General features: G+C 38.3%; 24 protein-coding genes and 1 tRNA gene. 10 read left to right on the top strand and 15 right to left on the bottom strand.

All coding sequences use genetic code 11. From position 1 onward, the window contains the following. Position 1 precedes the first annotated feature (1 nt). A complete protein-coding gene (locus tag KSK37_RS10100) occupies positions 2–760 on the bottom strand; it encodes an amidohydrolase (protein WP_217201215.1) in 759 nt (252 codons plus the stop codon). A gap of 168 nt (positions 761–928) precedes the next feature. Between KSK37_RS10100 and KSK37_RS10095 the strand changes: the two genes are divergently transcribed. From KSK37_RS10095 to KSK37_RS10085, 3 genes are all read left to right on the top strand, one after another. Beyond that, positions 929–1,327, top strand: coding sequence for a DUF6646 family protein (locus KSK37_RS10095; protein ID WP_246566471.1), 399 nt, complete (start codon positions 929–931; stop codon positions 1,325–1,327). Between the two features lie 111 nt (positions 1,328–1,438). Then, the gene (gene rseP, locus KSK37_RS10090; RefSeq protein ID WP_217201212.1) at positions 1,439–2,776 is read left to right on the top strand and encodes an RIP metalloprotease RseP; all 1,338 of its coding nucleotides are present in this window, start codon (positions 1,439–1,441) and stop codon (positions 2,774–2,776) included. An 88-nt stretch (positions 2,777–2,864) separates the two neighbouring features. Then, positions 2,865–2,938 (top strand) — tRNA-Asn (locus tag KSK37_RS10085). A 188-nt stretch (positions 2,939–3,126) separates the two neighbouring features. Here the strand turns inward: KSK37_RS10085 and pepT are convergent. Then, positions 3,127–4,386, bottom strand: coding sequence for a peptidase T (pepT, locus tag KSK37_RS10080; RefSeq protein ID WP_088359444.1), 1,260 nt, complete (start codon positions 4,384–4,386; stop codon positions 3,127–3,129). A gap of 169 nt (positions 4,387–4,555) precedes the next feature. Between pepT and KSK37_RS10075 the strand changes: the two genes are divergently transcribed. From KSK37_RS10075 to KSK37_RS10065, 3 genes are all read left to right on the top strand, one after another. Further along, on the top strand, positions 4,556–5,404 hold the full coding sequence (locus tag KSK37_RS10075; RefSeq protein ID WP_217201210.1) for a hydroxymethylglutaryl-CoA lyase: 849 nt from the start codon (positions 4,556–4,558) through the stop codon (positions 5,402–5,404). An 11-nt stretch (positions 5,405–5,415) separates the two neighbouring features. Then, positions 5,416–5,820: an OsmC family protein gene (locus tag KSK37_RS10070; protein ID WP_088358982.1), complete on the top strand. Its 405-nt coding sequence runs from the start codon at positions 5,416–5,418 to the stop codon at positions 5,818–5,820. Positions 5,821–5,956: 136 nt separating this feature from the next. Beyond that, positions 5,957–6,361: an OsmC family protein gene (locus KSK37_RS10065; protein ID WP_088358981.1), complete on the top strand. Its 405-nt coding sequence runs from the start codon at positions 5,957–5,959 to the stop codon at positions 6,359–6,361. 42 nt (positions 6,362–6,403) lie between these two features. Here KSK37_RS10065 and KSK37_RS10060 read toward each other — a convergent pair whose 3' ends face one another. Genes KSK37_RS10060 through KSK37_RS10045 form a run of 4 tightly spaced genes read right to left on the bottom strand, consistent with a single transcriptional unit; the run spans position 6,404 to position 8,192 of the window. Further along, positions 6,404–6,730, bottom strand: a complete 327-nt coding sequence (locus KSK37_RS10060; protein ID WP_088358980.1) for an SUF system Fe-S cluster assembly protein — start codon at positions 6,728–6,730, stop codon at positions 6,404–6,406. Positions 6,731–6,769: 39 nt separating this feature from the next. Next, positions 6,770–7,468, bottom strand: coding sequence for a 3'-5' exonuclease (locus KSK37_RS10055; RefSeq protein WP_217201208.1), 699 nt, complete (start codon positions 7,466–7,468; stop codon positions 6,770–6,772). Positions 7,469–7,516: 48 nt separating this feature from the next. Then, positions 7,517–7,861, bottom strand: a complete 345-nt coding sequence (locus tag KSK37_RS10050) for a tRNA-binding protein (RefSeq protein ID WP_088358978.1) — start codon at positions 7,859–7,861, stop codon at positions 7,517–7,519. Positions 7,862–7,874: 13 nt separating this feature from the next. Continuing rightward, on the bottom strand, positions 7,875–8,192 hold the full coding sequence (locus KSK37_RS10045) for a c-type cytochrome (RefSeq protein WP_217201206.1): 318 nt from the start codon (positions 8,190–8,192) through the stop codon (positions 7,875–7,877). An 88-nt stretch (positions 8,193–8,280) separates the two neighbouring features. Between KSK37_RS10045 and KSK37_RS10040 the strand changes: the two genes are divergently transcribed. Together KSK37_RS10040 and meaB are read left to right on the top strand one after the other, a co-directional pair. Continuing rightward, positions 8,281–9,276, top strand: a complete 996-nt coding sequence (locus KSK37_RS10040; protein WP_217201204.1) for an enolase C-terminal domain-like protein — start codon at positions 8,281–8,283, stop codon at positions 9,274–9,276. Positions 9,277–9,297: 21 nt separating this feature from the next. Further along, positions 9,298–10,281: a methylmalonyl Co-A mutase-associated GTPase MeaB gene (gene meaB / locus KSK37_RS10035; RefSeq protein ID WP_217201202.1), complete on the top strand. Its 984-nt coding sequence runs from the start codon at positions 9,298–9,300 to the stop codon at positions 10,279–10,281. Here the strand turns inward: meaB and KSK37_RS10030 are convergent, their stop codons facing one another. Further along, the gene (locus tag KSK37_RS10030; protein ID WP_217201200.1) at positions 10,282–10,815 is read right to left on the bottom strand and encodes a DUF4251 domain-containing protein; all 534 of its coding nucleotides are present in this window, start codon (positions 10,813–10,815) and stop codon (positions 10,282–10,284) included. A 100-nt stretch (positions 10,816–10,915) separates the two neighbouring features. Between KSK37_RS10030 and KSK37_RS10025 the strand changes: the two genes are divergently transcribed. After that, entirely contained in the window at positions 10,916–11,722 is an 807-nt protein-coding gene (locus tag KSK37_RS10025) for a M48 family metallopeptidase (RefSeq protein ID WP_088358973.1), read from the top strand. A gap of 73 nt (positions 11,723–11,795) precedes the next feature. Then, complete coding sequence (locus KSK37_RS10020) at positions 11,796–12,113, top strand: hypothetical protein (protein WP_217201197.1); 318 nt, start codon at positions 11,796–11,798, stop codon at positions 12,111–12,113. A 32-nt stretch (positions 12,114–12,145) separates the two neighbouring features. Here KSK37_RS10020 and KSK37_RS10015 read toward each other — a convergent pair whose 3' ends face one another. From KSK37_RS10015 to KSK37_RS09980, 8 genes are all read right to left on the bottom strand, one after another. Further along, positions 12,146–12,769: an outer membrane beta-barrel protein gene (locus KSK37_RS10015; protein ID WP_217201195.1), complete on the bottom strand. Its 624-nt coding sequence runs from the start codon at positions 12,767–12,769 to the stop codon at positions 12,146–12,148. After that, complete coding sequence (locus KSK37_RS10010; protein ID WP_088358970.1) at positions 12,762–13,571, bottom strand: ABC transporter ATP-binding protein; 810 nt, start codon at positions 13,569–13,571, stop codon at positions 12,762–12,764. The genes KSK37_RS10015 and KSK37_RS10010 overlap by 8 nt, the downstream gene beginning before the upstream one ends. Further along, positions 13,571–14,323 (bottom strand): MlaE family ABC transporter permease, encoded by a 753-nt coding sequence (locus KSK37_RS10005; protein WP_088358969.1) that lies wholly within the window; start codon positions 14,321–14,323, stop codon positions 13,571–13,573. The genes KSK37_RS10010 and KSK37_RS10005 overlap by 1 nt, the downstream gene beginning before the upstream one ends. A 36-nt stretch (positions 14,324–14,359) precedes the next feature. Then, on the bottom strand, positions 14,360–15,727 hold the full coding sequence (locus KSK37_RS10000) for an exopolysaccharide biosynthesis polyprenyl glycosylphosphotransferase (protein WP_217201193.1): 1,368 nt from the start codon (positions 15,725–15,727) through the stop codon (positions 14,360–14,362). Positions 15,728–15,762: 35 nt separating this feature from the next. Next, complete coding sequence (locus KSK37_RS09995) at positions 15,763–16,395, bottom strand: 7-carboxy-7-deazaguanine synthase QueE (protein WP_217201191.1); 633 nt, start codon at positions 16,393–16,395, stop codon at positions 15,763–15,765. Beyond that, entirely contained in the window at positions 16,388–17,272 is an 885-nt protein-coding gene (locus tag KSK37_RS09990) for a bifunctional 5,10-methylenetetrahydrofolate dehydrogenase/5,10-methenyltetrahydrofolate cyclohydrolase (RefSeq protein WP_217201189.1), read from the bottom strand. The genes KSK37_RS09995 and KSK37_RS09990 overlap by 8 nt, the downstream gene beginning before the upstream one ends. A 30-nt stretch (positions 17,273–17,302) precedes the next feature. Beyond that, the gene (pgi, locus tag KSK37_RS09985) at positions 17,303–18,943 is read right to left on the bottom strand and encodes a glucose-6-phosphate isomerase (RefSeq protein WP_217201186.1); all 1,641 of its coding nucleotides are present in this window, start codon (positions 18,941–18,943) and stop codon (positions 17,303–17,305) included. Between the two features lie 107 nt (positions 18,944–19,050). Next, positions 19,051–19,968, bottom strand: a complete 918-nt coding sequence (locus KSK37_RS09980) for a DUF4349 domain-containing protein (protein ID WP_217201184.1) — start codon at positions 19,966–19,968, stop codon at positions 19,051–19,053. Positions 19,969–20,133: the final 165 nt, after the last annotated feature.

Below are 20,133 nucleotides of genomic sequence, written 5' to 3'. Positions count from 1 at the left end.
CCTAAAGAATTTCAAAAGAATCCCTGTCGTTTAGAAACTGAAATTTTTCTCTGAAATTTTTTAATTTTTCTCTGTTAAATTCGGCCGAAACGATATTGTTTTCGGTTGTAGACACGATACTTCCGTCTGCAAAATAACAGTACGAGCTTTCCGGATAATGCAGATTGTTTCCATCGGTTCCGATACGGTTTAAGCCAAAAACATAACACTGATTTTCTAAAGCTCTGGCTGTAAGTAGCGTTTTCCACGCGTCAATTCTCACTTCCGGCCAGTTGGCTACATATATAATAGCGTCATAATCATTGTTATTTCTCGCAAATACCGGAAACCGAAGATCATAGCAAACCTGAAGTAAAATTCTCCATCCTTTGTATTCCACAATTACTCTGTCCTTTCCTGGCGAATAGGTTTTGTCCTCGCCCGAAAATGAGAATAAATGTCTTTTGTCATACTGAAAATGTTTTCCGTTTGGCTGTACAAAGTAAAACCTGTTGTAAAACCTGTCATTTTCAAACACAGAAGCGCTTCCGCAGATCGCGGTATTTGTTTTTGCTGCAAAATTTGTCATCCAGTGGAGGGTTTCCTCATTGCGGTCAGCCACTTCTGCTGCTTTCATGTAAAACCCTGTGGAAAACATTTCCGGAAGTACAAATAAATCAGTAGAAACCTTCGCTAATAAGCCGCTGATCTCATTGAAATTACGCTCTTTATCTTTCCAGATAATATCAAAATTTAAACCTGAAATTTTTAAATTCTCCATTATAAATTATTGTAAAATGTGACTAAATATACAAAAAAATCAACTCCTGATTTAAGATCAGAGTTTTTTGGTCTTATATTTGATAACTCCCTCCTATACATTAAAACTATAAATTAAAACATTATGAAAAAGTTATTATTAGTATGCTCAGCGTTGTTTTTAGGACAAATGACATTTGCACAGGCTTGGAACGGGAAAGGAGATCAGAAGCTTCAGATAGGTTTTAACGGATGGGGCTATGGAACCGGTATTACGGCGACCTACGATTATGGTTTAGGCAGTATTGTATCATTAGGAGCAGGAGCTAATTTCTTCTTCGATCACAACAATAATAAATATGCTGATGACGATTTTGGTGTATTCGGACGTGTGAATTTCCATTTACAGGAGCCGTTAAGTCTTCCTGAAAAATGGGATATTTATCCAGGTGTAGATTTAGGTCTTCTTGGTAAAAGCGGTACTTATTTCGGCGCTCACTTAGGAGTTAGATATTTCTTCAACAATAATGTAGGTATCTACGGTGAGTTTGGTAATAATGGTAGCTTAGGGGTATCGTTCAATTTCTAAAAAATTCATTTTCAACAGATATGAGGTTCTCAGTTTTTGAGAACCTTTTTTATTTGGCATACTTTTGATAATTCGTATCTTCGCAATTCTTTAAAATTTTAATAAATATAAATGACACTAATACAATTATTTCAATTCATACTCAGTATTTCAATTCTGGTAATTCTTCATGAATTAGGGCATTTCATCCCGGCAAAATATTTTAAAACAAAAGTTGAAAAATTCTATTTGTTCTTCGATCCGTGGTTTTCTATAGCGAAGAAAAAAATTGGCGGAACAGAGTACGGAATCGGGTGGCTGCCATTCGGAGGTTATGTAAAAATTGCCGGAATGGTAGATGAAAGTATGGATACGGAACAGCTGAAAAAACCAGCTGAACCTTGGGAATTCAGAAGCAAACCGGCTTGGCAGCGTTTAATTATTATGTTAGGCGGTGTTACCGTGAATTTCTTTTTAGCATGGTTTATCTATTCATCACTAAGTTATTTCAAAGGCGAAACTTTTCATGATAATGCCAAATTTGAAAATGGAATCTCCGTTTCCGAAGCAGGGAAGAAAATGGGTTTACAAACCGGTGATAAGATTCTGAAAATCGACGGAAAACCTGCCGAAAGAATGGAAACATCCACCATCAATATGCTTTTTGCGCATAATGCGACTGTTTTAAGAGACGGTAAAGAAGTTACTTTCCCGATCAACGAACATGGTGTTGCAGCTGTTTTGTCTGAAAACGAAGCCAAAGCCTACTTCACGCCACGATATCCTGTAGTGATCGACAGCCTTTTTGCGAACGGAACAGCAAAAACTGCCGGATTACTGAAAGGGGATAAAATTGTTGGGATCAACGGCAAGCCGATCGCCTTTTTTGATGAGTTGGGAGCAGAACTTGCTAAATATAAAAATCAGAATGTCGTGGTTGCTGTTGAAAGAAACAACGCTCCTCAGGAAATCACCACAAAAGTGGATGCGCAGGGGAAACTCGGCTTCGCTACAGATTTAAAAGTAGCTCAGACGGAATTTGATAAATCTAAAGTAACAAAAGAATACACTTTCTTAGGAGCAATTCCACGAGGGCTGGAAAGAACCGTTGATGTATTGACGATGCAGATCAAACAGTTCAAAATTGTTTTCAACAGTACCACTCAGGGTTATAAAAAAGTTTCAGGGCCTATCGGTATTATTAAGCAAATGCCGGAAACCATCAACTGGGAGTTTTTCTGGAGCTTTACTGCGATGTTTTCAGTATGGCTTGCTTTCCTGAATCTGATCCCAATTCCGGGACTTGATGGCGGTCATGTTGTCTTTACATTATGGGAAATGATCACCGGAAAGCCTGTTCCGCAAAAAGTTTTAGAAAATGCACAAATGATTGGTGTGATTTTCTTACTTGGATTAATGGTGTTAATCTTTGGAAACGACATAGTTAAGTGGATTACGGGCAGATTTTAAGAAAAAATCATGAAAAATTTCGCTAAAATATTTTGGAGGAATTAAAAAAGTTTTTATATTTGCACACGCTTAACGCAAAGAGAAACACTCCTCTTTAGCTCAGTTGGTTAGAGCATCTGACTGTTAATCAGAGGGTCGCTGGTTCGAGCCCAGCAAGAGGAGCAAAGACTTACAGAAATGTAAGTCTTTTTTTTTGTTCCATATTCTACCGGCGGAGGATGTTTTCGGGGATTTCAAGAGATTTTTTCCTGATTCCTTCATCAGTGTTCCTTTTAAATCTTTTAATTGAATTTATTGCATATAAAAACCCCATCAATTCGTTGATGGGGTTTTGTTAACGTGTTGCTTATTTAATTCTTCTTTACTGCTTTCGCAATGTTGATAATTACTTTTACTGCTTTTTCCATCGACTCTAATGCGACATATTCATAAGGACCGTGGAAGTTGATCCCGCCCGCGAAAATGTTCGGACAGGGCAATCCCATATAAGAAAGCTGTGCGCCGTCTGTACCGCCCCGAATAGCCTTGATTTTAGGCTCAATGTTAGCGTCTTTCATTGCCTGTTCTGCAATGTCTATAATATGCATTTTTCCTTCAAATTGCTGCTTCATGTTGCGGTACTGCTCTTTAATTTCAATTTCTGCAGTTCCTTCACCAAATATTTGATTGAATTCTTCCACTTTACCGGTAATTAATTTTTTTCTCTCTTCGAATTTCGTATCATCATGATCGCGAATGATATATTGAATTTTTGCTTCTGATACATCAGATTTCAGATCCGTTAAATGATAGAAGCCGTCAAATCCTTTTGTTGTGGAAGGAGTTTCGTTTTCCGGAAGCATTTTGATGAATTCTGTCGCCAAAAGCGAGGCATTAATCATCTTGCCGAAAGCATAACCGGGGTGAACACTTAAGCCGTGAATTTTAACCACTGCACCTGCTGCGTTGAAATTTTCGTATTCCAGTTCGCCTACTTCGCCGCCGTCCATTGTGTAAGCCCATTCCGCCCCGAATTTTTGCACATCAAATTTATGCGCGCCTCTTCCGATCTCTTCGTCCGGAGTAAATCCGATCGCGATTTTACCATGTTTTATTTCCGGGTGTGCCAGCAGATATTCGGCAGCAGTCACTATTTCCGCAAGTCCGGCTTTGTCGTCTGCGCCAAGCAGCGTTGTTCCGTCAGTTGTAATTAATGTTTTTCCTACATAGTCATTCAGGCTTTCGAATTTGGAAGGAGAAAGAATAAAACCTGTTTCTTTATTCAGAAGCAAATCTTTCCCGTCATAATCGTCCCAGATCTGAGGTTTCACATTTTCTCCGTTAAAATCTGGAGAAGTATCGTAATGCGAGATAAATCCAATTACAGGCTCATCATCATTTTCAAGATTGGATGGAACGTACGCATAGATATACCCGTTCTCGTCCAGTGAAACATCACTTAGTCCAAGTGTTTTAAGTTCTTCGAAGATATATTTTGCGATATCCCACTGCCTTTCTGTAGAAGGCGTAGTTTCGCTTTCAGGGTCGCTGGTTGAATAGATTTTTGCGTAATTGATAAAGCGGTTCTGAAGTTTCAGTTTCCACTCCAGGTTGAATTCTATGGTAGTCATTTCTGATGAATTTGATTTAAACAAAGATAATGATTTTGTCGCAGGCAGAATGTTGACGGAAAGGTGTTTTTTAAAATTTTGGATATCCGGAATTCCCTGATTCTTTATTTTATCGCGCAGATTCAGCAATCGAAAAAATTATTATCTTTGAAAAAACCTAAAAGAAACAATGTTTTTAACCGAATGTCCGCGCGATGCAATGCAGGGTTGGGGTGAATTTATCCCTACAGCAAAGAAAATTGATTACATCAATGCGTTGATGGACGTAGGTTTTGATGTGTTGGATTGCGGAAGTTTCGTTTCTCCGAAATCCATTCCTCAAATGGCAGATTCGGGGACGGTTCTGGATGAAATCGACAAATCAATATCCAATACCAAACTTTCTGTTATTGTTGCAAATTACCGCGGCGCAGAAAAGGCTTTGGAACATCAGCAGGTAGATATCCTGGGTTTTCCTTTTTCAATTTCTGAAACTTTTCAGTACCGGAATACCAATAAAAACCAAGAAGAAGCATTTAATGATATTCTGAAAATCCATGAGCTTTTAAAGACGGACGGAAGAACCCTGAATGTCTATTTTTCAATGGCTTTCGGAAATCCTTACGGTGAAATGTGGAAATGGGAAGATGTGGATTTCTGGGCAAACCGTTTTAATGAAATCGGCATCAAGAATGTGTTGCTTTCCGACACCACCGGAACTGGAAATTTAGAGCAGATCGAACTTCTCTTTGAAAAAATTCCGTCCAAATATCCTGATATAGATTTCGGGGCACATTTTCATAACCGTTACGAAGATTCTTACAAAAAACTTAAAGCAGCTTATGACAAAGGCTGCAGGAGATTTGATTCTGCGATTAAAGGAATTGGCGGCTGCCCGATGGCAAAAGATGATTTGGTGGGCAATATGCCGACAGAACAGGTTATAAATTTTATGGCGCTGGAGAAAATTGAACATTCCCTTAATTTGCTTAATTTCGAAAGTGCGTACAACCGCGCAAAAGACATTTTTCATTTTTAAATCTATTCATCATGACTTCAAAAATAAAATACCTCGGCGATCTCCGCTGCGAATCTGAACATCTGCAGTCCGGAACCCTTGTTTACACCGATGCACCTACCGACAATCACGGAAAGGGTGAAGTATTTTCCCCTACCGATCTGTGCGCAACTTCTTTAGCACAATGTATGCTGACCACCATCGCAATTTTAGGAAAAGACAGAGGGATCAATATCGATGATTCCTATTGTGACCTTCAGAAAATAATGAATCCGAAACCAAGGAAAATTGCAGAGATTGTGTGTAATTTATATTTTAAAGGAAACTTTTCAGATGCAGACAAAGAGTTTATCAAAGAAACTGCTCTCAACTGTCCGGTTGCACTAACGCTGAGTTCTGAGGTAAAAAAAACAGTCACTTTCAATTACGATAATTAAATTTCTTTTCTGAAATTTTCAGCGTTGATATCATAGTTCTTTCGGCGCATTGTTTTAGTTTTCAATGATTTATGTCAGTGTTGAGGTAAATACTAAAATACTTTGTGTATCTTTATAAGAATAAAAACCACAAATTATGACTTCAACAATTACTTATTCAGGAGATTTTAAAATTATTTCACAACACGAAAAATCCGGCGCAGAAATTACTACATGTGCACCTTTGCGGGACGGAGGAACTTCGGAGTATTTTTCCCCATCAGATATTTTTGGAATTTCCTACGGGCAGTCCATGTTAATGACGGTAGCGGTTCTGGGAAGGGAAAAAGGGATCGATATTACCGGTGCGACCTGTGAACTGAAAAAATCAACCCATCCGGAGCCGAAGAGAATTGGAACTATATTTTGTATCGTGAGAATTCCTGGGGAATTTACGAACGATCAGAAGAGATTTATTGAGGATACTGCACTGAACTGTCCGGTTTCCCTATCCATTCATCCAAATGTGCAGAGAACGGTACTTTTCGAGTACGGACACTAACCTAAAATAATAATGAATGCCGGGAACTTCCGGCATTTTATTTTAAAACATTCCCAATTCAAAGCGTGCTTCTTCGCTCATCATGTCCTTGTTCCATGAGGGTTCGAAAGTAAGTTCCAAATCGACATTTTTAACTCCTTCAACTTCCGAAACTTTCTCGCGCACTTCTGCAGGCAAACTTTCTGCTACAGGACAGTTTGGGGTGGTTAAAGTCATAATTACTTTTACTTCCCCTTCATCAGAAATCTGCACATCATAGATAAGTCCGAGTTCGTAGATGTCAACAGGGATTTCAGGATCGTAAACAGTCTTTAAGTTGGTAATGATATTTTCGCCGATTTCGGCAATCTGGTCGTCGGTATATTTCATTTGGCTTGCGGCTGTAAGCTTTTGGGGCTTTTCAGCTAATTAATTTTCTAATTTTTCCAGTAAATTTTCCTGACGCATACGCCGGAAAACATTTGCCAAAGTTAAGACATCTTTTTCACAATATTGAACAATTCTAAATAAGTCTTTTTCTATATGATAAATTGATGCTACCATTGAACCGTCGATATCGTCCTTCGGTGTTGGAATTCCGAATACATGAGCGAGCAGCTCGAGGGAAACAAAAGATTTATAATCACCGAATTTCCATAATTCCATCGTGTCGACATGCGGAATTTCCCACGGCTTTTTTCCGAACATCTGAAAAGGTCTCGGTGGCTGCATCCCGTTGATCAGAAAACGCCTTGCAATCCACGGAAAGTCGAATTCTTTACCGTTGTGCGCACATAAGATTACATCGTGAAGTTTTGGTCTGTTAAAAATCTGCCCGAATTCTTCCAGCAGTTTCTTTTCGTCATCTCCGAAAAAACTTTTAACCATCAGTTTTTCGTTTTTTTCCAGGATCCCGACGGAAATACAGATTATCTTCCCAAATTCCGCCATAATTCCGCCTCTTTCGGTATAGAATTCTTCAGCAGTAAAATCGTCTTTCCGCTGCATTTTGGTTTTCTTTTCCCAAAGTTTCTGTCCGGATTCTTCCAGATCTTCCCAATTCCCGTATTGGGGAACGGTTTCAATATCGAGGAACAGAACTTTTTCTAAAGGGATATGATGAATCATGGCTGGTATTTTAGAAAGTGAATTTACTGAAAATTCTAAGAACAGAAATTACCCAACCTGCAAACCGTTTTTGACGGGAAGCGAAGTGGTAAGAAGTGTCACTTCTTTATTTTCACCATAAATTCCTAAAACCAAACATTCACTGAAGAAATTAGCAATCTGTTTTTTCGGAAAATTGACAACTGCAAGAATCTGTTTTCCCATTAATTCTTCTTTTTGATACAAATCGGTAATCTGAGCTGAGGTATTTCTGATTCCCAGTTCCCCGAAATCAATTTCCAGTTTATAAGAAGGATTTCTGGCCTGCGGAAAATCTGAAACGGAAACAATTGTTCCGCTTCTGATATCCAGTTTTTCAAAATCGTTCCAGGAGATTTCCGGTTTTATCGGCATAACGATGTGAAGATTATTTTACAGAGACGATATAGTCGTAAACCATGGCGTGCTGCTCATCATTAAGTTTGGCTTTTGGAGCCATTCTGTTCATAATTCCCACCCAGTCCTGAGCAGAATGGGAAGTAGGATTTGGTAAGTCATGACATCTGCCACAGGAATTTCCGAAAACTGTTTTTCCCATAGCCAGCCTTTCTGCTGTATTTGTTTTCGTTCCTTCTACCACTGCAGGTTTTGGTGTACACGAAGCAAGCAATCCGGTTCCGGCTATTGCCAGTAATACGATTTTTACTGTGTTTGTTCTCTTTGTGATTTGGTGTTGAGTTTTCATGGTTTTTCGTAATTGGTTTGATCAAAAATAAACAAATTTCTCATACATTTGTTTCTGAAGCTGGTAATTTCGTAAAAAATACACTCCAATGAATCTTTCCTGGCAGACAAAAAAGCTCAGTTTAAAGGAAACTTTTTCGATTTCTTATGGGAATTACGATTTCCGGGATTCGCTGTTGCTGGTACTTTCCTGCCAAAGTAAGAAGGGTTACGGAGAATGCGTTGCCATTAATTATTACGGAATTCATCTTGAGGAATTTATTGCCACACTTAAACAGATTCAGACACAGATTGAGCAGCACAAGATTGTACATCCAAAAGAATTTTACCGTTTTCTTCTCACCCTCGATCTTCATTCTTTCTTACGTTCGGCTTTAGACTGTGCTTTTTGGGATTTATTCGGAAAGCTGGAAAGCCAAAGTTTTCACCAGCTGAATGAAATTATTATAAATTCTTTACCAGAGTCTTCCTACACGATAAGTATCGCTCCTGTTGAAGAACAGATCAGGAAAATAAAAGAATCGGACTGGCACAAATTTAAAGTGAAATGCAACGGTTTGGACCGTGAGAATATTTTTGATTTACTGAATACGGGGAAAAAAATTGCCCTGGATTCAAACACGAGTTTTTCTGATGAGGACTGTAATTTTCTGCAAAATAATGAACTGACCACTAACTTTTCATATATAGAACAGCCGCGGCCTGTCGGGAAGTTTCAAGTTCTGAGCAAAAATCTGCACGCCAACTGGATGGCTGATGAAGACTGTCAGGATATTTCTTATCTTGAAAAGCTTCAGCCGCATTATTCAGCCGTTAATATAAAGCTGATGAAATGCGGAGGCATCACGCCTGCTTTAGAACTGATTACTGAAGCCAGAAAATTGGGTTATAAAATAATGATTGGCTGCATGACGGAATCTACGGTCGGTATTTCTGCAGGCATTGCTCTTGCGCCGATATGTGATTATGCCGATTTGGACGGGGGAAATTTAATTTCAAATGATTTTGCAAAAGGGAGTTCTGTTGAAACAGGAAAACTTATTTTATCTGATGATCCGGGCCTGGGCATTGAAATGATTTCATAAAAGAATTGTATTTTTGAGTACATGAAAAACCTCTCCACAGAAGAACTCATAAAAGGAATCAGATCCGGTGACAAACGCATCCTCGGGAAAGCCATCACTCTGGTGGAAAGCAAAAAACCTGAGCACCGAAATCAGGCCGAAGAACTGCTGAAAGAGATTTTACCTTTTACAGGAAAATCCGTAAGAATCGGAATTACCGGAGTTCCAGGCGCAGGGAAATCTACATTCATCGAAAATTTTGGTAAAACCGCTATTCAGAAAGAAAAAAAGGTCGCTGTTTTAGCTATTGACCCGAGCTCTTCACTGAATAAAGGTTCTATTTTAGGTGACAAAACACGCATGGAAGACTTGGCAAAAGAACCCAATGCTTTTATCCGTCCTTCGCCAAGTTCGGGGTTTTTAGGCGGAGTTGCCAATACGACTTTTGAAACGATGCTGATTTGTGAAGCTGCAGGTTATGATTATATTTTGATTGAAACTGTTGGAGTAGGGCAAAGCGAAGTGTTGGTCGCAGATATCACTGATGTTTTTCTTTTCCTGAAAATTATCGGAGGCGGAGATGAGCTGCAGGGCATCAAGCGTGGAATAATGGAAATGGTAGATTTAATCTTCATTAATAAAGTGGAAGACGAAAACCTTCGGAAAGCGAAAAACACTAAAACGGAACTCATGAGAGCACTTCATTTTTTACATCCAAAGGAAAAAAACTGGAAAGTGCCGGTACTGCTTGGCTCAGCTTTGCAAAACAAAGGGCTGGAAGAGGTTTATGTTAAGATTGATGAGTTTATCAACTTGAAAATAAACAATGGAAGTTTTGACAAAGTAAGAAAAAATCAGGCGGAGAAACGGTTTGATTATTGGGTTCAGGAATACATTCTTCAGAAAACGAAAGAAGAGAATTCTTCAGAAAATTTTTATAATATGCATAAAAAAAATGCTTCCGACCTGAAAGCTAATCCCAGTTCGGAAGCGAAAATTTTTGTTGAGAAGCTATTAGGGAAATAATTATTTTTTTGGTGGAAGGTTTTCCATAATATATCCGTCGTAAGAGATAGGCTGTCTGTCATTGGAATCAATCGATAAATAAGCTTTTCCGTTTTTGAAGACCTCCAGATTAATTTTGCGGACGTTCTGCAGATCTTTGGGAGCCCAGCTGTAAACTGCACTTCCTTTCTTACCTTCAGTTTTCAAGACACTGAAATCTTTCGAGGTAAAGCGGTATGAATTTTTTGAGGTATCATAACTGGGATTAAACATTCTTCCGAAATAGGGAAGTTCAGCCTTTAATTCATTTTTCTTAATCTGTAAGGTATACCCATAATCGAGATTTAACATTCTGGAAGAACTGGAGTTCGGCAAAGAATTAAGGACATTAATTACATCTCCTCCTGTTGGGTTGGCGCGTTCTGCCATGAAAGTAAATTCGTCTGACAGTAATAAGTCCGCAACTTTCTGTGAAGGTATATTACTTGCTGAGGTGCAGGCATTCATGAAAATCAATATTAATGCTGCGCTGATTATCTGAATTAAATTTTTCATATCATTTTCTTTATTCAATACAAAAATAGTGCAAGATTTAAAGAAAAAAATTAAATGGAATAAAAATTGTTTATTCAGTAAAAAATAGAAATATTATACTATGAAAAATGTAAATAAATTATTAGGACTTGGCGCAATATCAGTAATGATGATTGCGTGTACAACCAATCCGATTACCGGAAGGAAAACACTTCAGCTGGCCAATGATCAGGAAATTTCTGCAATGGCATTACAGCAGTACAGAGAGACATTATCTAAATCGAAAGTAATCACCGGTACCACAGCGGCAAAAAGTGTTCAGAATGTTGGCGCGAGGATTAAAAACGCGGCAAATAATTATTACCGTGGCATCGGAAGAGATGCAGATATTGCAAATTACCAGTGGGAATTTAACCTAATTGACGATAAGCAGGTCAACGCATGGTGTATGCCTGGTGGAAAAGTTGCTGTTTATACCGGGATTTTACCTATAACTAAAAACGATACCGGTTTAGCTGTTGTTTTGGGACACGAGATTTCCCACGCGCTAGCAGGCCATGGTAACGAAAGAATTTCGCAGGCAATGATTGCAGAATATGGTGGAGCCATTATCGGCAGCACGACCAGTGGCCAGATGGCATCAATTTTCCAGCAGGTTTATCCGATTGGTGCTCAGGTGGCTTTATTAAAATACGGCAGAAGCCAGGAACTTGAAGCTGATGAAATGGGACTTTATCTGATGTCAATGGCAGGATATGATCCGAGACAGGCGCAGCCTTTCTGGGAAAGAATGGAAAGCACATCAAGCGGTAACAGACCACCGGAATTTCTTTCCACCCACCCGAGTCCTGAGAACCGAAGAGCAGATTTAGATAAACATATGGCTAAAGCCCTTCAATATTACAAGGCTGCAGGCGGAAAAATTTAATACAAAAAATAATTTATAACCGACCTTTCCGAATTATTCTTAAATTTGGAAAGGTTTTTTTAATTCTGTAACTATGAAAAATTTAACTTTTATTGGTGTTCTGCTGTTGGCGTTGGCATTTTTGCTTTATTACATGTTGCCACAGTTTTCTTTTGTTAAACTGTTTGAACCTATTAATTTGATGGGAATTCTTGCAGGAATCGGAATCGGATTAATAATCGGCGGAATCGTGGGTTATGTAAGCAAAGGCACAGCTTTAAGGGAAGAACAGAAAAGAAAAGAACTGATACAGCTCAGAAAAGAAAAAGAAGATTTGGAAAGACAGGCTGCCGAACTTGCAAGACAGCAGACCATACAAAATACATCAAACGAAAATCCTCAGAACTTTTAATTCTGAGGATTTTTTTATTGTTAAGTTTTTATTTAAAACTGATATCCTAAACCTACCATAAATAAGCTTGGGCGGCTGTCATAACGAATAGTTTCATTAGTACCGGCGTTGTTGTTAATGAAATCACGCTGGTCTTTTGTGAAGGCACCTTCGTATCTGGCATTGAAAATTAATTTCTGTATCTGGGCCTGCGCTCCAAACTGGTAACCTACCGTGAAGTTATTGAGTGCGTTCTCCTTGAAATCGTTGTACTGATTATCTGTTGAAAGATTATAAGAAGCAACAGGACCTAAGAAAACCCCCAAATTATCACCCAAAAGACGGTAACCTAACAGCACAGGAACATCTACACGGTTGCTTTTTACATCAATTGTCGTGTTAGAATTAGGAACTTCAAATTCAGATTTAAAAGTGGTGTAATAAATTTCCGGCATTAAAAATAATGAAACCGGTAGATTTATTTTGGCAGAAAGACCCACATTGAAACCTACATTGTTTTTTCCGGAATTGTTATACGCAGTCACTGCTGTTCCCTTGATATTTTCCCAGGTAGGTTTATCTGTTTTGAAAAGTAAGTTTGCCTTTCCCGCTAAGGTAACCTGTGCAGAAGCAAAAATACTTGTACTGATTAAGGCTATACTAAGAATTTTATTCATTGTCTTGAGATTTTGTAATAATATTATCGATTGAAGTTTTATTGGTTTCCAGGAAGTATTCGCGTAATTCCTTGAACAGTTCAGAAGAATAAACGAAGTCGATAAGGTTTTTATTGCCTGCATTGATCAGGATGTCCTTATTTCCTTCCCATTCTTTAATTCCTAGCCGTAGATATACAATTTTCTCGCCAATCGTCATTACCGAATTCATATCATGGGAATTGATAATGGTTGTGGTGTTATACTCTTTGGTGATTTCCAAAAGCAGATCATCAATAATATTCGAGGTATAAGGATCAAGACCAGAATTGGGCTCATCACAGAAAAGATATTTGGGATTGTTTACAATGGCTCTTGCGATCGCAACCCGTTTCTGCATTCCTCCGGAAATTTCTGAAGGATATTTACGGTTAGCTTTTTCAAGATGAACCCTTCCGATGACATCAAAAACCCTTCTTTTCTTTTCCCGGAAAGACAGATTCGTAAACATATCCAGTGGAAAAGTAATGTTTTCTTCCACAGTCATAGAATCGAACAGCGCGCTTCCCTGAAATACAGTCCCAATTTCAGAACGGAGAACCTGTTTCTCATCTCTGGACATTTTATTGATGTCCCTTCCGTCAAAAAGAATTTCTCCCGAAGTGGGCTGATAAACATTCAGCAGACTTTTCAGGAATACTGTTTTACCAGAGCCGCTCTGGCCGATGATGAGGTTTACTTTGCCGGTATCAAAGGTGGTCGTAATGCCTTTCAAAACTTCCACTTCCTCAAACTTTTTCTTTAAATCTTTTACTTCAATCATCAGCTGAGGAACATTTGAGTTAATATTAAATTCGTGATAATGACGGAAACGATGGTCCAAACCACTGCCTGTGTACTTGCACGTCCTACTTCAAGGGATCCCCCTTTTACATTATATCCGAAATATGCAGGAATGGTCGCAATTAAAAATGCGAAAACTGCCGTTTTAAATAGGGCATACCAAATAAAATGTTGTGGCATATACATCTGAATACCAGTGATATAGTCTGCCCTGCTCCAGCTCCCGGTTGCCAGCCCCGCAAGATATCCGCCCCAAATACCAAAAACAATACTAATACAGATAAGCAGAGGATTAAAAATCACGCTGGCTAAAATTTTAGGTAATATCAAAAAGTTAGGTGAATTAACTCCCATAATGTCTAACGCGTCAATTTGCTCGGTAACCCTCATTGTTCCAATACTCGAAGCGATATAAGATCCTACTTTTCCGGCAAGAATAACGGAAATAATAGTAGGCGCAAATTCCAGAATTAAAACAACTTTGGTTGCGTATCCGATAAACGAGTTTGGAATAGGAAAAGTAGATGCTTTAAAGTTATTGAACATTTGTATTGCAACAACCGCTCCTACAAATATGGAGGTAAAAAGCACCAATCCAAACGAATTGACTCCCAAATCATGAATTTCACGCATGAAAAGCTTCCAGAAAACCGAAGATTTCTGTGGTCTTTTAATCGTTTTTGACAGCAGGAGAAAATAAGCTCCGATCTGGCTCAAAAGTTTTTTTAACATTCCGCTAAATTAGTGTTTTATTTTTTTCTGAGTTTTTTAATTGGCATTTTTATCACCGCCAATCACTAAAAAAACCGTTTTGAGAATAATGACAAAATCAAGGCTCAGACTCCAGTTTTTAACATAGAAAGCATCCGCAAGAATTCTCTTTTTCATTTTAATTTCCATGTTTCCGGTGTCACCGCGAAGTCCGTTTACCTGTGCCAGTCCTGTTACCCCTGGTTTTACCAAACTTCTTACTGAATATCTTCCGATCTTTAATTTATAAAAATCGTCGACCAAAAGCATGTGAGGCCTTGGACCAACGACCGACATTTCGCCTTTCAGAACATTAATAAACTGAGGCATTTCATCCAGACTGGTTTTTCTTAAAAACCGCCCAATCCGGGTAATCCTTTTGTCGTTTTCTTTTGTGGTTGCCTTTGAAGAATCGTCATTGACATGCATTGTCCGGAACTTAATGCAGTGAAAAACTTCGTCATGAAAACCATATCTTTTCTGCAGGAACAAAACAGATCCTTTACTGTCGAGCTTAATTAAAATCGCGATCATAGGGAAAAGCCACGTGCAGACGAGAACCAAAACACATGCCGAAAAAAGGATGTCGAAAGTCCTTTTCAGAATGATATTGGTAAGATAATCTAGTGGGAATTTAGATCGTACTAAAATGGGCTGCATCTCGATGTATCCCAAATCATACTGGAAAAAATTATTCTTCACAATGCTTGGAATAAGCGACACCCGAACTTTGTGGCGTTCCGCAAGGCGGAAAATTTCCTGTTCCTCATTTTGCTCAAAGCCTGTAGATGAAAGGTACAGCGTGTGGATTCCTTTTTCTTTCCAGAAATCAATTAATTTTTCAAAATTAAAGCGTTCTTCTTTGGGATATTCGAAAATTTTAAAGCCGTAATCTTTTCTTTCATTTAAGATGTTTCTGAGGATTTCGGTTGAAGAATCATCGTTCAGGAACATGATATTTCTATAATTTATTCCTAAAATCCTCAAATATTTTAAAGTGAAAAATACAATTGATTTAATAATGAAAAGAAGAAAAAACAGATTTAACGAAATATAAAAACGGTCCATTTTTAAGAAATCGTTGTTGCTCACTTTTGCGAGCAATATCACCCCAAAAATAAATATAAAGATGTGAGTTACAAGTCTTTCCAGATAAATGGTGTATGTTAAATTCCTCGCCACAGAATACAGTTTGGTTCTTCCGCTGAGTAAAATCCAGAAAAGAGTGAGCAGAATGATGGAGAGAATATTCTGTTCCCAGATGTCCTGCCCGGAGTGGTAATCATTGTTTTTAAGAAAAAAGAACATAAATACTCCCGCGATAACCAACACGTCAAGCAAAATGAAAACAGTCTTAAAATACCGAGAATACCGAATTTTTTGCATAAACTTAACTAAATAAAAAGTAAATTTAACATAATTTACGGAATATTCAAATATTTATGGGTTTGAACTGAAACCTGCCATTTTGGATTGGCAAGGATAAAATCTGTGATTTTCGGATACATTTCGTTTCTTTTACTCCATTCGCTCTGGAGGTAAAGTTTGCAGTTTTCCGATACTTTTGCAGCCTGCTCCTCGGCAAATTTGAAATCGTTGTTATTGAAAACAATCACCTTTAATTCGCTGGCTTTTTCGTAAATACTCTCCTTAGGTAAGCCTGTTTTTTTTGGAGAAAGCGTGATCCAGTCAAGGATTCCGCTCATTTCGTAAGCTCCGGAAGTTTCAATATGAATGTCGCAGCCCAGTTCTTTCAAACGGGTGGTTAACGGTTCCAGATTCCACATCAATGGCTCGCCTCCGGTTAATACGATGGTTTTGCAGTATTTTGCTGCGGTCTGCGCAATTTCTTCCGTATTCATCAGCGGGTGAAGATTCGGGTCCCAGCTTTCCTTCACGTCGCACCAGTGACAGCCCACATCACAGCCGCCAAGCCGGATGAAATATGCTGCTTTTCCTGAATGGGAACCTTCTCCCTGTAAAGTATAAAAATGCTCCATTACCGGGAGCATTTTTCCTTCATTTAATAAAATATTTTCTTCTTCTTTAGTCATTATATACTGAAGTTTTGTAAGCTAAAATTGTATTTTTCATCAGCATTGCCCTGGTCATCGGGCCAACGCCGCCGGGAACAGGAGTGATCCACGCTGCCTTTGTTTTGCAGCTTTCGAAATCTACGTCACCTACTAATTTATATCCTTTTTCTGAGTCGTCTTCTAATCTTGTAATTCCAACATCCACAATTACAGTTCCTTCTTTGATCATTTCCGCTTTTAAAAAATTTGGATCTCCTAAAGCAGTGATTACAATATCAGCATTTTTTGTGAATTTTTCAATATGCGGTGTGTAAGAATGGGTTAAAGTAACAGTAGAATTCCCCGGGAAATCTTTTCTTCCCATAAGAATACTCATCGGTTTTCCCACAATGCGGCTTCTTCCGATAATTACACAGTGTTTTCCTTTGGTTTCAATTCCGTAACGTTCTAAAAGCGTAAGAATTCCGTATGGTGTTGCAGGTAAAAAGGTGTCCATTTCCAAAGCCATTTTTCCGAAGTTTTCCGGGTGAAAACCGTCAACATCCTTTCTCGGATCTATCGCCATAATTATTTTTTCCTGATCGATCTGTTTCGGTAAAGGCAACTGCACGATAAACCCGTCTACCTCTTTGGATTTGTTGAGTTCATCAATTTTTTCCAACAGTTCAGATTCTGAAACCGTGCTCGGGAATTTCACTAATGAAGATTTGAAACCCACTTCCTTGCAGTCTTTGATTTTGTTGTTTACATACGCGATACTTGCGCCGTTGCTGCCTACCAAAATCGCTACCAGATGCGGCGGTCGTCTTTTACCCTCAACAATTTTTTCTACGTCTGAGCGGATTTCCTGCTTTATTTCTTTCGAAATTTTAAGTCCGTCGAGAATTTGTGCCATTTTTATTTTTACTTTAGATTGATTTCGGATCTACTTTTTCTCTTTGAAATAATTCATCAAACCGTTGGTAGAAGAATCGTGAGAAGAAACTTTATCTTCATTTTCAAGTTCTGAAAGTACTTTTCCTGCCAAAACTTTTCCTAATTCAACACCAAACTGGTCGAAACTGAAGACATTCCAGATAACGCCCTGAACAAAAATTTTATGCTCATACAAAGCGATCAGCTGGCCTAATGAAAACGGAGTTAATTCATTAATTAACAGAGAGTTTGTTGGAGTGTTTCCGTGGAAAACCTTGTAATTGATTAACTGTCCAAATTCTTCCTCTTTTTTGCCCTGAGCTAAAAACTCAGTTCTCACTTCTTCTTCAGTTTTCCCGAATGCCAGCGCTTCAGTCTGTGCAAAAAAGTTGGCTAATAATTTTTCCTGATGATCAGAAACCTGATTACACGATTTTACATAAGCGATAAAATCTGCAGGAATAAGTTCTGTTCCCTGATGAATCAACTGATAAAACGCATGCTGACCGTTTGTTCCGGGTTCTCCCCAAATAATCGGACCGGTTTCATAATCTACAAATTCTCCGTTTCTGTCCACACATTTTCCGTTACTTTCCATATCACCTTGCTGAAGATAGGCTGCAAACCGGTCTAAATACTGCGAATAAGGTAAAATTGCATACGTTCCTGCATCAAAGAAATTGCGGTACCAAATTCCCAGAAGTGCCATTAAAACAGGGATGTTTTCTTTAAAATCGGCAGTTTGAAAATGTACATCGGTTTCATTAGCGCCTTTTAATAACTGTTCGAAGTTTTCGTAACCAACGGCGAGAGAAATGCTTAAACCGATCGCGCTCCAAAGCGAATATCTTCCGCCAACCCAGTCCCAGAACTCGAAAATGTTCTCTTCCGCAATTCCGAAAGCTTTAACGGAACTGATATTGGTTGAAAGTGCCACGAAATGTTTCGCCACATCTTCTTGCTTTCCTTTGTTTAAAAACCATGATTTAGCAGATTCTGCGTTGGTCATCGTTTCCTGAGTCGTAAATGTTTTAGATGCAATGATAAAAAGTGTTGTCTCCGGATCTAAGTTTTTCACCACTTCAGCAATATGGTTTCCGTCTACATTGGATACAAAATGTACGTTGAGTCTGGTTTTAAAATGTTTCAGCGCCGAACACACCATAACCGGTCCCAAATCTGAGCCGCCGATTCCGATATTTACCACGTCGGTAATTTCCTTGCCTGAAAACCCTTTGTGTTCCCCGGAGATCACTTTTCCGGAAAAGGTTTTCATCTGATCCAGAACTTTTTTAATTCCGGGTTTTATATTTTCGCCATCCACCAAAATTTCTTTGTCAGAAAAATCTCTTAAAGCCGTGTGCAGGACAGCTCTTCCTTCTGTTTCATTGATCTTATCGCCAGAAAACATTTTTTCGATGGAAGGTTTCAATCCGCATTCCTCAGCTAAACTCAGCAGTAATTCGAAAGTTCTGTCGTCAATCAAATTTTTAGAAAAATCGAAGAGATAATCCGGTCTTTTAATTGAAAACCTGTTGAATCTTTCGGAATCATCTTGGAAAAGCGTGCGAAGATCGAAATCACTCTGTGCGAAATGTTCATTTAAAGCTTTCCAGGAATTGGTTTGAGTAGGATTTATTTTTGGTAACATAGATTGTTATTTGATAAAGAATATAGAACGGTGCAAATTTACGGAAAAAATAAAACCTCCGGAAAAATTGCGGAGGTTAAAATCTGAAAAGCTATATGCTTCTCTATTTATTCAGGAGTTTCCTGTTTTTGTAATCGGCGAATGCTTTTTTTCTTTTTTAAGAAGTAAAAAATGAAACCTGCTATCAGAAGTACCGGCCAAAGTGTAACTAACCCGATTATGATCTTCAGCACGAGATAAAATCCTTCTATAAAAGCATTTTTCACATCGTATTGAAAACTGGATTTGTATTTGTTATCAATGTTTCTGGTATTGGTTACAGCAATTTCGGCGATCCGAAGTTTAGGTTCTTTAAGTAAAATATTAACGGTGCTGTATTTTAGCTGATCCGTAATATTCAGGGTTGCTATTTTTTGATAATTACTTTCGCTCATATTATCGTCGCTCAATTTTACTTTGGATTTATCCGTTTTTATTTTCGTAATATTTTCTGCAGTTTTAGCATTCCTTTTAGCTTCGAGCTCTGCAAGTTTAATATTTGAGGTTACATCTTCTGCCTGTATTGTTCTTGAATTCAGAAATAATTTTTTATCATTAATTATTTGTAGAAAATCCCCCAGTTGATCGGAAGGAACGCGGACCTGCATCGTGTTTTCCGTCTGAAATTTCCTTACCAGTATTGCGTTTTCGTCAGAAGTATTGTAGGTTTCTTCATTTACAACCTGTGTATTCAGACGGCTTGACGTAACAAATCCCCCAATATCTTTCAACGTTTTTTCAATGGAAATGGTTGCGTCATAAACATCTTCCACTTCCATATGCACATCCGCAGTTTTAATGAATTTTTTGTCCTCCATTTGTAAAGTTGCGACAGAAGAAATGCTGTCAGAAACAATTGCGGCACTGTCGGCTGTTTCAGAAGCGATGTTCATGGAACTGCTTCCAACATGCTCACCTTTTTTACACGAGCTGAAGGCGAAGAGAATGAGTGAGCTGATGATTGTTTTTGAATAAATAGTTTTCATAGCGGAAATTTTTTGATTTTATTAATTCGAATTTCCGTAAGATTTGCGTGTAAAGTTTGTAAATAGGTTTTTTGTTTCTTGTAAAGTTATTTTTCGGTTTCAATCCGTTGGTAATGAAGTGTTTGTAAAAAAAACATTCCCGCAGACTGCAGGAATATTTAATCG

The sequence above is a fragment of the Kaistella soli genome (assembly GCF_019038595.1).
Classification (GTDB): domain Bacteria; phylum Bacteroidota; class Bacteroidia; order Flavobacteriales; family Weeksellaceae; genus Kaistella; species Kaistella soli.
This window is presented reverse-complemented; position numbering and strand designations above follow the sequence as displayed.

Bases quoted from the DNA above. Each gene is read 5' to 3' on its own strand.
- KSK37_RS10100 (WP_217201215.1), bottom strand. From the start codon at position 760: ATGGAGAATTTAAAAATTTCAGGTTTAAATTTTGATATTATCTGGAAA.
- KSK37_RS10095 (WP_246566471.1), top strand. From the start codon at position 929: ATGACATTTGCACAGGCTTGGAACGGGAAAGGAGATCAGAAGCTTCAG.
- rseP (WP_217201212.1), top strand. From the start codon at position 1,439: ATGACACTAATACAATTATTTCAATTCATACTCAGTATTTCAATTCTG.
- pepT (WP_088359444.1), bottom strand. From the start codon at position 4,386: ATGACTACCATAGAATTCAACCTGGAGTGGAAACTGAAACTTCAGAAC.
- KSK37_RS10075 (WP_217201210.1), top strand. From the start codon at position 4,556: ATGTTTTTAACCGAATGTCCGCGCGATGCAATGCAGGGTTGGGGTGAA.
- KSK37_RS10070 (WP_088358982.1), top strand. From the start codon at position 5,416: ATGACTTCAAAAATAAAATACCTCGGCGATCTCCGCTGCGAATCTGAA.
- KSK37_RS10065 (WP_088358981.1), top strand. From the start codon at position 5,957: ATGACTTCAACAATTACTTATTCAGGAGATTTTAAAATTATTTCACAA.
- KSK37_RS10060 (WP_088358980.1), bottom strand. From the start codon at position 6,730: ATGAAATATACCGACGACCAGATTGCCGAAATCGGCGAAAATATCATT.
- KSK37_RS10055 (WP_217201208.1), bottom strand. From the start codon at position 7,468: ATGATTCATCATATCCCTTTAGAAAAAGTTCTGTTCCTCGATATTGAA.
- KSK37_RS10050 (WP_088358978.1), bottom strand. From the start codon at position 7,861: ATGCCGATAAAACCGGAAATCTCCTGGAACGATTTTGAAAAACTGGAT.
- KSK37_RS10045 (WP_217201206.1), bottom strand. From the start codon at position 8,192: ATGAAAACTCAACACCAAATCACAAAGAGAACAAACACAGTAAAAATC.
- KSK37_RS10040 (WP_217201204.1), top strand. From the start codon at position 8,281: ATGAATCTTTCCTGGCAGACAAAAAAGCTCAGTTTAAAGGAAACTTTT.
- meaB (WP_217201202.1), top strand. From the start codon at position 9,298: ATGAAAAACCTCTCCACAGAAGAACTCATAAAAGGAATCAGATCCGGT.
- KSK37_RS10030 (WP_217201200.1), bottom strand. From the start codon at position 10,815: ATGAAAAATTTAATTCAGATAATCAGCGCAGCATTAATATTGATTTTC.
- KSK37_RS10025 (WP_088358973.1), top strand. From the start codon at position 10,916: ATGAAAAATGTAAATAAATTATTAGGACTTGGCGCAATATCAGTAATG.
- KSK37_RS10020 (WP_217201197.1), top strand. From the start codon at position 11,796: ATGAAAAATTTAACTTTTATTGGTGTTCTGCTGTTGGCGTTGGCATTT.
- KSK37_RS10015 (WP_217201195.1), bottom strand. From the start codon at position 12,769: ATGAATAAAATTCTTAGTATAGCCTTAATCAGTACAAGTATTTTTGCT.
- KSK37_RS10010 (WP_088358970.1), bottom strand. From the start codon at position 13,571: ATGATTGAAGTAAAAGATTTAAAGAAAAAGTTTGAGGAAGTGGAAGTT.
- KSK37_RS10005 (WP_088358969.1), bottom strand. From the start codon at position 14,323: ATGTTAAAAAAACTTTTGAGCCAGATCGGAGCTTATTTTCTCCTGCTG.
- KSK37_RS10000 (WP_217201193.1), bottom strand. From the start codon at position 15,727: ATGCAAAAAATTCGGTATTCTCGGTATTTTAAGACTGTTTTCATTTTG.
- KSK37_RS09995 (WP_217201191.1), bottom strand. From the start codon at position 16,395: ATGACTAAAGAAGAAGAAAATATTTTATTAAATGAAGGAAAAATGCTC.
- KSK37_RS09990 (WP_217201189.1), bottom strand. From the start codon at position 17,272: ATGGCACAAATTCTCGACGGACTTAAAATTTCGAAAGAAATAAAGCAG.
- pgi (WP_217201186.1), bottom strand. From the start codon at position 18,943: ATGTTACCAAAAATAAATCCTACTCAAACCAATTCCTGGAAAGCTTTA.
- KSK37_RS09980 (WP_217201184.1), bottom strand. From the start codon at position 19,968: ATGAAAACTATTTATTCAAAAACAATCATCAGCTCACTCATTCTCTTC.